The organism is Micromonospora sp. NPDC050495 (genome assembly GCF_040655175.1).
Lineage (GTDB): Bacteria > Actinomycetota > Actinomycetes > Mycobacteriales > Micromonosporaceae > Micromonospora.
The window spans coordinates 25,736-37,087 of record NZ_JBFAJK010000051.1 but is presented as its reverse complement, the minus strand read 5'-3'; the positions used below and the strand labels follow the sequence as shown (position 1 = coordinate 37,087).

The 11,352-nt window shown below is 72.4% G+C and carries 10 protein-coding genes, 1 tRNA gene and 1 pseudogene; 2 read left to right on the top strand and 10 right to left on the bottom strand.

Going from position 1 to position 11,352, the window contains the following annotated elements:
* On the bottom strand, window positions 1-272 hold a 272-nt coding region (locus AB0I11_RS29870; protein ID WP_357328054.1), incomplete at its 3' end, for a transposase.
* Window positions 273-350: 78 nt separating this feature from the next.
* Here AB0I11_RS29870 and AB0I11_RS29865 point away from each other — a divergent pair.
* Both AB0I11_RS29865 and AB0I11_RS29860 read left to right on the top strand, forming a co-directional pair.
* On the top strand, window positions 351-1,646 hold the full coding sequence (locus AB0I11_RS29865; protein ID WP_357328051.1) for an MFS transporter: 1,296 nt from the start codon (window positions 351-353) through the stop codon (window positions 1,644-1,646).
* Window positions 1,647-1,690: 44 nt separating this feature from the next.
* Window positions 1,691-2,153 (top strand): annotated as a pseudogene (locus AB0I11_RS29860) (tyrosine-type recombinase/integrase); the annotation flags it as partial.
* A gap of 26 nt (window positions 2,154-2,179) precedes the next feature.
* Here AB0I11_RS29860 and AB0I11_RS29855 read toward each other — a convergent pair.
* From AB0I11_RS29855 to ald, 9 genes are all read right to left on the bottom strand, one after another.
* Window positions 2,180-2,253, bottom strand: a tRNA-Pro gene (locus AB0I11_RS29855).
* A 222-nt stretch (window positions 2,254-2,475) separates the two neighbouring features.
* A complete protein-coding gene (gene der, locus AB0I11_RS29850; RefSeq protein WP_357328047.1) occupies window positions 2,476-3,882 on the bottom strand; it encodes a ribosome biogenesis GTPase Der in 1,407 nt (468 codons plus the stop codon).
* Window positions 3,879-4,559, bottom strand: coding sequence for a (d)CMP kinase (gene cmk, locus AB0I11_RS29845; protein ID WP_357328044.1), 681 nt, complete (start codon window positions 4,557-4,559; stop codon window positions 3,879-3,881). The genes der and cmk overlap by 4 nt, the downstream gene beginning before the upstream one ends.
* Before the next feature lie 190 nt (window positions 4,560-4,749).
* The gene (locus tag AB0I11_RS29840) at window positions 4,750-5,520 is read right to left on the bottom strand and encodes a pseudouridine synthase (protein WP_357328041.1); all 771 of its coding nucleotides are present in this window, start codon (window positions 5,518-5,520) and stop codon (window positions 4,750-4,752) included.
* A complete protein-coding gene (scpB, locus tag AB0I11_RS29835; protein WP_357328063.1) occupies window positions 5,507-6,172 on the bottom strand; it encodes an SMC-Scp complex subunit ScpB in 666 nt (221 codons plus the stop codon). The genes AB0I11_RS29840 and scpB overlap by 14 nt, the downstream gene beginning before the upstream one ends.
* Before the next feature lie 539 nt (window positions 6,173-6,711).
* A complete protein-coding gene (locus AB0I11_RS29830; protein WP_357328038.1) occupies window positions 6,712-7,761 on the bottom strand; it encodes a ScpA family protein in 1,050 nt (349 codons plus the stop codon).
* Between the two features lie 41 nt (window positions 7,762-7,802).
* Entirely contained in the window at window positions 7,803-8,726 is a 924-nt protein-coding gene (locus AB0I11_RS29825) for an AAA family ATPase (RefSeq protein WP_046567976.1), read from the bottom strand.
* Window positions 8,727-8,978: 252 nt separating this feature from the next.
* A complete protein-coding gene (locus AB0I11_RS29820; protein ID WP_357328060.1) occupies window positions 8,979-9,986 on the bottom strand; it encodes a site-specific tyrosine recombinase XerD in 1,008 nt (335 codons plus the stop codon).
* Window positions 9,983-11,098 (bottom strand): alanine dehydrogenase, encoded by a 1,116-nt coding sequence (gene ald, locus AB0I11_RS29815; protein WP_357328034.1) that lies wholly within the window; start codon window positions 11,096-11,098, stop codon window positions 9,983-9,985. Before ald ends, AB0I11_RS29820 begins: the two co-directional genes overlap by 4 nt.
* Between the last annotated feature and the right edge of the window lie 254 nt (window positions 11,099-11,352).

Here is an 11,352-nt window from a genome sequence, read left to right as displayed (position 1 = left end):
CGGGCCGCCTTCCGCAGAATGTCCCGTTCCTCCTCCAACTCCCGAACCCGCCGCCGCAACGCCGCGTTCTCGTCCTCCACCGACCCGCCCGCCGGTGCCGCCGGCCCGGCCGCCGCACCCCGACGCTGATCATCAGCGCGGACCCAGCTACGCAACGTCTCCCGATTGACCCCGAGATCATCAGCGATCTGCGCGATCGTCGCCCCCGGACGAGACCGGTACAACGCGACCGCGTCAGCCTTGAACTCCGCGGGGTAGTGCTTCATCACCATCTGTCAGGGACTCCTGATCTCCCCGGACCATCACGATCCAAGGCTCAAGTGTCCAGGACCAGGGGGCAACTCCCAGGCATGCTCGCCCTGTTCCTTGCGAAGCTGCTGTCCACCTTCGGGTCCTGGCTGACCCTCCTGGCGCTGCCGTGGTTCGTCCTGGTGACCACCGGCTCACCGGTGAAGATGAGCGCGGTCCTGGCCGCAGAGTTCCTCGGCGTCGTGACACTGGGCCTGCCCAGCGGCAAGGTCGTCGCCCGGCTGGGCGTACGGCGCACCATGCTGATCTGCGACGCGGCACGCGCACCGCTGATGGCGCTGATTCCGCTGCTGCATCAGACGGGATGGCTGAGCCTGCCGGCCCTACTGACGGTCTCGTTCGGTCTCGGTGCGTTCACCGCTCCCTATGTCTCCTCGCAGCGGCTCATCCTGGCCGACCTCCTCGGCCCGACCCGGGGCACCGACGAGAAACTCCTCGCCCGAGCCAACAGCCTGATCGACGGCGCGACCAGAGTCGCCGCCCTCGCCGGGCCCGCCCTCGGCGGCCTACTCATCGCCATGCTCGGACCCGCCCAGGTCCTCTGGATCGACGCCGGCACGTACCTCATCTCCTACCTCATCCTGACGGCCTTCGTCCGACCGCCCGCCACTGCCGTCGCAGGCACAGACAGGGCTTCCTCTCCAACGAGCGACGAGCAGACCGCCACGTTCGCGGGCCCACGCCACGCGCTGCGCCATCGAGCACTTCGGCTCTTCGTACTCGCCCTGACGTTGGTGACCATCTCGGTCCCCGCCGTATTCATCTGCCTGCCAGTACTGGTCATGGATGACCTGGGAGGCGACCCTCGAACGCTCGGGCTACTCACCGCGGCAAACGGCGCCGGCCTCGCCACCGGCAGCCTCGTGGCCATCACCGGCCTGAGCCGGATCAACAACACCGGCCTCACCGGAGCCGCCATGCTGCAATGCGCCCCGCTGTGGCTGCTACTCGTCGATCAGACAGCCGCAGTGGCCAGCGGACTGTTCCTAGTCGGACTGGCCACACCGTTGCTCGCCGCAACCCTCAACACCCGCGTCACCCTACGCACCCCGGCACCTATCCGACCTCACGTGATGACCGCAGTGACCACCACCGAAAACCTGGCCGCATTCATCGGATACACCGCCGCCGGACCGGCGCTGCAACTCAGCGGGCTACGCACAGTCTTCGCCGCGATAGCAACCCTGGCCACCCTCGGCGCGGGTGCCTTCGCCATGGCCCTACGCGCCGACCACCCACCACCGGCCATGCCGAGCCAGCGCCCCCGTGAACCCACGCAACACCGCCACACACCGGCGGACCTCGAACCTGCCGCCGGAACGGAACGCAGTTCATGACCCGGTACTGGTTCCTCTCGCTCAGCAAGGGCACAAGCAAACGGCTGTGGACGGTGCGCCGGCAGACCACTACCGGCCCCGGCGGTCTGGTCGACAAGGAAACCAAGGGAAAGCGGGCGGGGCAGGTGCCCATCGTCGAGGAGCTGCGGCCGATGGTGGCCGCGAAGCTCGACCGGATCACGGAACTTGACGGCCGGCTCTTCGTCGGGCCTCGGGGCGGCCGGATCAGCACGGCGGTCCTGCGCGACGCACTGGGATGAGGTGGTCAGCTCGCTGGGCTTCGAGTACCTGCGGCGGCACGACCTGCGGCACACCGGCCTGACCTGGATGGCGGATGCCGGCGTGCCGGTGCACGTCCTACGGAAGATCACCGGCCACGGATCGCTGATGACGACTCAGCGGTATCTGCATCCGGATCGACAATCGATCCGGGCCGCCGGTGAGGCGCTGTCTTCGCATCTCACCGGCCTGAGGTCCCCAAATGGTCCCCAGCGGGGCATCGCATGATCGCGAGAAATGCCCCTCTACCTGCGTCGGGACGGCCGGATTCGAACCGACGACCCCTTGACCCCCAGTCAAGTGCGCTACCAAACTGCGCCACGTCCCGATGCCTCCGCGCGGTCTCCCCCGCGGCAGCCGGTACAGCTTAGCGCAGGATCTTCGCACCGCACGCACTGGCCCCTCCCGCCTCGCGGGGGCCGCGCCGCACTCCCCCTAAGGCGTCCTAGGAGGCTGGTGTGGCGGGGTGTGGGGCGGGGACAGGGCGGGGGTGGGGTGCCGGGTGGGCCGGTGAAGGCCGGCGCCACCCGGCGGGGCGGAGCGGAACGGGTCAGCCGTGGGCCTTGCCGCGACCGCCCGGGCCGAGCTTCTTGCGGGGGCGTACCGAGATGTCGATCGGGGTGCCCTCGTAGCCGAACTCCTCGCGGAGCTTGCGCTCGACGAAGCGCTGGTAGCCGGCGTCCAACGGCCCGGTGGTGAAGAGCACGAACCGCGGCGGGGAGACCCCGGCCTGGGTGGCGAAGAGGACCCGGGGGGCCCGGCCGCCGCGCACCGGGTGCGGGGTGGCCTGGACCAGGGCGGTGAGCCACTGGTTGAGCTGCGCGGTGGGGATGCGGGTCTCCCAACTGGCGAGGGCCTTGCGCAGCGCCGGGGCGAGCTTGTCGACGGCCCGGCCGGTCTTCGCGGACAGGTTCAGCCGGATCGCCCAGGGGATGCGGCGCAGCTCCCGGTCGATCTCCTTGTCCAGGTAGTAGCGGCGGTCGCCGTCGACCAGGTCCCACTTGTTGAACGCGATGACCAGCGCCCGGCCGGCCTCCACGACCATGGTGAGGATCCGCTGGTCCTGCTCGCTGATCACCTCGCTGGCGTCGAGCAGCACCACGGCCACCTCGGCCGCCTCGATCGCCGAGGCGGTGCGCAGGCTCGCGTAGTACTCGGTGCCGCTGGCCTTGCCGACCCGCTTGCGCAGGCCGGCCGTGTCGACCAGCTGCCAGGTCTCCCCGCCGATCTGGACCAGGCTGTCCACCGGGTCGACGGTGGTGCCGGCGACCGAGTCGACCACCGCCCGCTCCTCGCCGGAGAAGCGGTTGAGCAGGCTGGACTTCCCGACGTTGGGCCGGCCGACCAGGGCCACCCGGCGCGGCCCGCGCGGGCGGTTCTCCACGATCTTCGGCGCCTCCGGCAGCGCGGTCATGATGGCGTCGAGCAGGTCGCCGGAGCCCCGGCCGTGCAGCGCCGAGATCGGGTACGGCTCGCCGAGCCCGAGCGACCAGAGCGCGGTGGCCTCCATCTCGATGGTGCTGTTGTCGGCCTTGTTGGCGACCAGGATCACCGGCTTGGCGCTGCGCCGCAGCATCTTCACGGCGGCCTCGTCCACATCGGTCGAGCCGACCATGGCGTCGACCACGAAGATCACCACGTCGGCGGTGGCCACCGCCGTCTCGGCCTGGGCGGCGATGGCCGCCGCCCGGTCCTTGGCGTCCGGCTCCCAGCCGCCGGTGTCCACCACGGTGAACGCCCGGCCGTTCCAGTACGCGTCGTACGGCACCCGGTCCCGGGTCACCCCGGGGATGTCCTCGACGACCGCCTGGCGGCGGCCGATGATCCGGTTGACCAGCGTCGACTTGCCCACGTTGGGGCGGCCGACCACGGCCACCACCGGCTGCGGTCCGGTCGGCTCCTCGGGGTCGATCTCCGGCTCGCGCAGCTCGACCCAGCCGCCGATCTCCTCGCTCATGCCACACCCCGCTCGGTGAGCAGCGCGTGCAGCCGGGCCACGACCTCGTCGATGCCCAGCTCGGTGGTGTCCAGCTCGATCGCGTCGGGGGCCTGCTGGAGCGGGTTGACCTTGCGGGTCGAGTCGAGCCGGTCCCGGCGGGCCAGATCGGCCGCGGTCGCCGCCACGTCGGCCGCGTCCTCGGCGCTGCGCCGCTGGGCGCGGGCCGCCTCGGAGGCGGTCAGGTAGACCTTCAGGTCGGCGTCGGGCGCGACCACCGAGCCGATGTCGCGCCCCTCGACCACGATCCGGCCGGCGTGCTCGATCACCTGCCGCTGCCGGGCGACCAGCAGCTCCCGCACGGCGGGCACGGCGGCCACGGCGGAGACCGCGCCGGTCACCTCGGGACCACGGATCTCCTTGGCCACGTCGACGCCGTCGACGGTCACGCCGTGCCCCTCGGGGTTGGTGCCGATGCGCAGGTCGACCTCGCCGGCGACCTTGACCACCGCCTCGGCGTCGGTCAGGTCGACGCCGGAGCGCAGTACCGCCCAGGTCAGCGCCCGGTACATGGCGCCGGTGTCGAGGTAGCGGGCCCCGAGGCCGACGGCGAGCCGCCGCGAGACGGTGGACTTACCGGAACCGGATGGCCCGTCCACCGCGACCACGCACCGCCCGGTCCGTTCGTTCTGCCCCACCGTGTGCCTCCTCAGCCCGTACCTCGCGGGTCGCCGGTTTCTCCGGCGCCGTTGAGCGGTTGTGTCTGTCGTCAATCATCCCGCGCCGCGCGGGCCGCCCGCGCGCGATGCCGCCGGCGGCGACCCGCGCCACCCGCCGGCCCGCGGGCCGCGTCGAAGCCTACCGGCAGCCGTACCCCGAACCTGGGGGTCAGTCACCCACGGCCTTGAACAGGGCGGCGACCTCCGCGTTGGTCAGCCGGCGCAGCCGCCCGGTGCGCAGGTCGCCGAGCTTGATCGGTCCGATCGAGGTACGGATCAGCCGGGACACCGGGTGTCCCACCTCGGCCATCAGCCGCCGGACGATGTGCTTGCGCCCCTCGTGCAGGGTCAGCTCCACCTGGGCGGTTTTACCCAGGGTGCCCACCAGCTTGAAGGCGTCGACCTTCACCGGTCCGTCCTCCAGCTCGACGCCGGCCGTCAGCCGCTTGCCCAGGTTGCGCGGGATCGGCCCGGCCACCTCGGCGAGGTAGGTCTTGAGCACCTCGTACGACGGGTGCATGAGCTTGTGCGCGAGGGTGCCGTCGTTGGTGAGCAGGAGCAGGCCCTCGCTGTCGGCGTCGAGCCGCCCGACGTGGTAGACGCGCTGCTCCAGCCGCGCGCCGATGAAGTCGGCAAGCTCGGTGCGGCCCTTCTCGTCGGCCATGGTGGTGACCACCCCGCGCGGCTTGTTCATCGCCACGTAGACCAGACGGACGTCGGCCTGGAGCCGCTCGCCGTCGACGTAAATGACGTCGCGGGTCGGGTCGGCCCGGTCGCCGAGCTGGGCGACCCGGCCGTTGACGGTGACCCGGCGCCGGAAGATCAGGTCCTCGCAGGCGCGCCGCGAGCCCACCCCCGCGGCGGCGAGCACCTTCTGCAGGCGCTCGGCGCCCTCGTAGACGGGGGCGTCGGGTTTCGGGGCACGGTCATCGCGTCGCATCGGCAAGCTCTTCTACGTCGTCGGGGAGGAAGGGGGCCAGGGGCGGCAGGTCGTCCACCGAGTTCAACCCCAGCTTCTCCAGGAACATCGTGGTGGTGCGGTAGAGGAAGGCGCCGGTGTCCGCTTCGGTGCCGCACTCCTCGACCAACCCCCGGGAGACCAGGGTACGGATCACCCCGTCGCAGTTGACGCCCCGGATCGCGGAGATCCGCGACCGGGTCACCGGCTGCTTGTAGGCGATCACGGCGAGGGTCTCCAGGGCGGCCTGGGTCAACCGGACGGACTGCCCGTCCAACACGAACCGCTCGACGTAGCCGGCGTATTCCGGGCGGGTGTAGAGACGCCAGCCACCAGCGGCCCGGCGCAGCTCGAAGCCGTGCCCGGCGGCGGTGTAACCGGCGGCGATCTCGTCGAGCATCGGGCCGATCCGCTCCGGGGACTGCTCCAGCACCTGGGCCAGGGTCAGCTCGCTGACCGGCTGGTCCACCACCAGCAGGATCGCCTCCAGGGCGCCGCGCAGCTCCGCGTCGTCCAGCTCGGGCGCGGGCTCCGGCGCGGGCGCCGCCCGCCGTCGCCCCCGCCGATCGGGTACGCCGGCAGTGTCGGCCGGGTCGCTCGCCACATCCGGCTCCCCGGCGCCACTCGCCGCCACCGACCCCGGCTCACCGCCCGGAACCGGCCGCGGCACCTCGTCCGCCTCCCCGATCCCCAGCGCGTTGCCGCCCGTCCACGCGCTCTCCCCAGAGATCTTGGTACGGTCCGCCCCCTCCAGGGGCGTCCCCGTACCAAGATCCACCCGAGCCTCTTCGACGATGGAGATCTTGGAGAAATCCGGCCCCTCCAAGGGCCGCTTCCTTCCAAGATCTACGGAGGGCTCGGCGCCGGGGGCCGGCCGGGGCTCCGCGTCGGCGGTGAGGTTGGGCTCGGCATCGGCGGCAGGCTCGGGCTCCGCGTCGGGGGCGGGTTCCGGCGCTGCCTCGGCGGCAGGCTCGGGCTCGACGTCGGGGGCGGGTTCCGGCGCTGCCTCGGCGGCAGGCTCGGGCTCCGCGTCGGCGGCGGGTTCCGGCGCAGCCTCGGCGGCAGGCTCGGGGTCGGGGCGGGGCTTGGGCGGGGTCGGGCGCTCCCACGGGGGGATCCAGGCCGCCGCCTGGTCGGCCAGCGAGTCGCGGCTCTCCTCGTCGCTCATCCGGGTCACTCCTGCGTCGGTGCGGGCTCATCCGCCGAGGCGGGTACGGCATCACCCACCGAGGCAGGGACGGCATCATCTGCCGAGGCGGGCAGGGCGTCACCCGCCGGGGCGGGTGGGAGGTCGGGGGGTGGGGGCGCGGGGTCGGTCGGCTCCGGGGCGCCCGCGTACTCGTCGATGGTCAGCTCGGTGTCGGCGTCGGCGTCGCCGGTCCAGCGGACGGTGAGCTCCGCCAGCGCCTGCTCCTGGACGAAGGCGACCAGCCCCTGCCGGTAGAGTTCCAGCAGGGCGAGGAACCGGGCCACCACCTCCAGGGTCATCTCGCAGTCGGCGCAGAGCAGCGAGAAGCTGGCCGTGCCGGCCCGGCGCAGCCGCTCGGAGATGATCGCGGCGTGTTCCCGGACGCTGACCCGGACCATGTGTACGTGCGCGATGGAGACCTCGGGCACCGGCTTCGGGGTCATCGCCTTGAGCGCCAGCTTCAGCAGCCGCTGCGGGCCGATGCCGAGCACCAGGTCGGGCAGCGCCTCGGCGTACCGGGGTTCCAGGGTGACCGCCCGCGGGTAGCGGCGCCCGCCCACCGACTCCAGCTCGGCCAGGTGCGCCGCCGCCTCCTTGTACGCCTTGTACTGCAGCAGCCGTGCGAAGAGCAGGTCGCGCGCCTCCAGCAGGGCCAGGTCCTCCTCGTCCTCGACCTCGGCGGCGGGCAGCAGCCGGGCCGCCTTGAGGTCGAGCAGGGTGGCCGCGATGAGCAGGAACTCGCTGGTCTCGTCCAGGTCCCACTGGTCGCCCATGGCCCGGATGTAGGCGATGAACTCGTCGGTGACCCGGTGCAGGGCCACCTCGGTGACGTCGAGCTTGTGCTTGCTGATGAGCTGCAGCAGCAGGTCGAACGGGCCGGTGAAGTTGTCCAGCCGGACGGTGAAGCCGCTGGCCTCCTCGACGGTGCCGGGGTCCGCGGGCACCACACCGTCGACCTCGGCGGCCAGCTCGGCGGCGGCCACCGGGTCGTCGGCCCGCTGCGGCGCGGGCGGGTCGAGGGGCGGTGCGGTCACCGGAGAACCGTAGTCCACGGTCGGGGCACCCGACGTTCGGGCTACCGATCCGCCTGGGCGGCGATGACCTCGCGGGCCAGCTGGCGGTAGTTGCGGGCGCCGGAGGAGGCCGGGTCGAGGGTGGTGATCGGGGCGCCGGCCACCGTCGACTCGGGGAACTTGACCGTCTTGGTGATCACGGTCTGGTAGACCTTGTCGCCGAACGCCTCCACCACCCGTTGCAGCACCTGGCGGCAGTGCGTGGTGCGACTGTCGTACATGGTGGCGAGGATGCCCTCGAGTTCCAGGTCGAAGTTGAGCCGTTCGCGCACCTTGTCGATGGTGTCCAGCAGCAGCGCGACGCCGCGCAGGCTGAAGAACTCGCATTCCAGCGGGATGAGCACGCCGTGCGCCACGGTCAGCGCGTTGATCGCCAGCAGGCCCAGCGAGGGCTGGCAGTCGATCAGGATGAAGTCGTACTCCTTGCGGATCGTGCGCAGCACCCGGGCCAGGGCCATCTCGCGGGCGACCTCGTTGACCAGCTGGATCTCGGCCGCGGAGAGGTCGATGTTGGCGGGCAACAGGTGCAGCCCGGCCACGTCGGTCTTGATCAGCACGTCCTCGGCGGTGACGTCGTCCTGCATGAGCAGGTTGTAGACCGACAGGTCGAGGTTGTGCGGGTTGACGCCGAGGCCGACGGAGAGGGCGCCCTGCGGGTCGAAGTCGACCAGCAGCACCTTGCGGCCGTACTCGGCGAGCGCGGCGCCCAGGTTGATGGTGGTCGTGGTCTTGCCGACGCCACCCTTCTGGTTGGCCATCGCGATGATCCGGGCGGGACCGTGCCGGTCGGTCGGCATCGGCTCCGGGATCGGCTTGCGCATGGTGTAGGCGGCCGGGTCGGCCGGGCCGAGGTCGGCGCCGAGCGAGGCCTGCTGCTCACGGAGTTCCGACGTCCAGGTTTCGGCACGGTCCGCGTTGCCAGCCATGTCCTCGTTGCCCCCTCCCGACGACCACCTGGCGTCGGAGCCGTCCGACGTCCCTCGCGGCGCCGCTGCGCACCCCCGGTCCGTCGCCTCTGAGGTTCGCGCCGATGCCGACTGTACGCCACGCGCCAGCAGCGCGTTCGGTACCGGGTCGGCGTGTCGGACCGGCGGGCGGCCGGCAGCGTCCGAAGAGGTCAGCCGGACACTGATCCGTTCGCGGCCGCGGGGCTCGCGACCGCGGCTCACTCCTCGCGTTCAGCCACGGGCGCGCGGGTGCGCGGTGGCGTACACCTCGCGGAGCCGCTCCACGGTGACCAACGTGTAGACCTGGGTGGTGGTGACCGAGGCGTGGCCGAGCAGTTCCTGCACCACCCGCACGTCGGCGCCGCCGTCGAGCAGGTGGGTGGCGTACGAGTGGCGCAGGGTGTGCGGGGAGACCGCGTCCGGGCCGTCCACGGGCAGGCCGGCCCGGGCCGCCGCGGTGCGCAGGATCGCCCAGGCGCCCTGGCGGGTCAGCGGGCCGCCGCGGGCGTTGACGAAGACCGCGGGGGTGCCCCGGCCGGCGGCGAGCAGGGCCGGGCGGCCCCGGACCAGCCAGGCGCGCACCGCCTCGACGGCGTACCCGCCGATCGGCACCAGCCGGGTCCGGCCGCCCTTGCCGTGCAGCAGCACGGTGCCCGCGGCCAGGTCGAGGTCGTCGACGGCGGCGCCGACCGCCTCGGAGATGCGCGCCCCGGTGCCGTACAGGAACTCCAGCAGCGCCCGGTCGCGCAGCGTGCGGGGCGCCGCGTCGCCGGTGGCGGTGACCGGCCCGGCGGTTTCCAGCAGCCGGACCACGGCGTCCACCGGCAGCGCCCGCGGCAGCCGGCGGGCCGGGGTGGGCGGGCGGACGTCGCGGCTGGGGTCGGCGCCGGCCATCCCCTCACGCAGCGCGAACCGGTGCAGGCCGCGGACGGCGCTGGCGGCGCGGGCCGCGGACGAGACCGCCAGCGGCGGGTGGTCGGCGTCGCCGGCGCGCAGCCGGGCCAGGTGGCCCTCGACCTCGGCGGCGCCGACGGCGGCCAGGTCGGTCACCCCGGCGGCGGTCAGGGTGGCGAGGTAGCGGTCCAGGTCGCGCCGGTACGAGGCGAGGGTGTTGGCGGACAGTCCCCGTTCGACCGTGAGGTGGTCCAGGTAGCCCCGGACGGCACGGCGCAGGGCCGGCGCGGGTTCCGCGCCGGCCCCGTCCGTCCGCGCCGCGGTCGTCGGGCTGCCCTCGCTCAGCCGATCACCTCGGCCAGCGGCAGCACGTCCACGCCGTGCGCCTCGGCGACCGGGCCGTAGACCACCCGGCCGGCGTGGGTGTTCAGGCCGAGCGCGAGCGCCGGGTCGTTGCGCAGCGCCTGCCGCCAGCCCTGGTTGGCCAGCTCGAGGGCGTACGGCAGGGTGACGTTGGTCAGCGCGTGGGTGCTGGTGTTCGGCACCGCGCCGGGCATGTTCGCCACGCAGTAGAAGATCGACTCGTGCACCTTGTAGACCGGGTCGGCGTGCGTGGTGGGCCGCGAGTCCTCGAAGCAGCCGCCCTGGTCGATGGCGATGTCGACGAGCACGCTGCCCGGCTTCATCCGGGAGACCAGCTCGTTGGAGATGAGCTTCGGGGCCTTCGCGCCCGGCACCAGCACCGCGCCGATGACCAGGTCCGCGTCGAGCACGGCCCGCTCGATCTCGTACGCGTTGGAGGCCACGGTCTGCAGGTGGCCCCGGTAGATGGCGTCGGCCTGGCGCAGCCGGGCCACGTTCTTGTCCAGCAGCAGCACCTCGGACTGCAGGCCGAGCGCGATGGCGGCGGCGTTCATGCCGGAGACGCCGGCACCGATGACCACGGTCTTCGCCGCGTACACGCCGGAGACGCCGCCGGGCAGCACGCCGCGACCGCCGCCGGTGCGCATCATGTAGAAGGCGCCCACCTGCGGGGCGAGCCGGCCGGCCACCTCGGACATCGGGGCGAGCAGCGGCAGCGACCGGTCGGGCAGCTCGACGGTCTCGTAGGCGATGCCGGTGACCTTGCGGTCGACCAGCGCGTCGGTGCACTCCTTGGAGGCGGCCAGGTGCAGGTAGGTGAAGAGCACCTGCCCCTCGCGCATCCGGTGGTACTCCTCGGCGATCGGCTCCTTGACCTTGAGCACCAGCTCGGCGGCGTCCCAGACCTCGTCCGCGCTGGCCAGGATCTTCGCCCCGGCGGCGGCGAACTCGTCGTCGGTGATGCTGGAGCCCACGCCCGCGCCGGACTCGACGAAGACCTCGTGGCCGTGGCGGGTGAACTCGTTGACGCCCGCGGGAGTGATCGCCACCCGGTACTCGTGGTTCTTGACCTCGCGGGGGATTCCGACCTTCACGATGCAGACACCTTCCTTCGGGGCTGCCCACCCCCGACTGCGCGGCGCCGCGGCGGCCCCATTGCCGACGCGGTCCACCGGTCCCGCCGGCGGCAGTCTAGGCGCGCGGACGCGCTCCGAAGGCCAGCACTGTGACATCCGGTGCCCGGTCGTCCTGACGATGTGTCAGGAGTGAAACCGGGCTGTGCGGTGGAGACCGCCTCAGCCGTCAGGACACTCTTCGGTAAATATCGTCCCACCGACCGAGCGGCGGT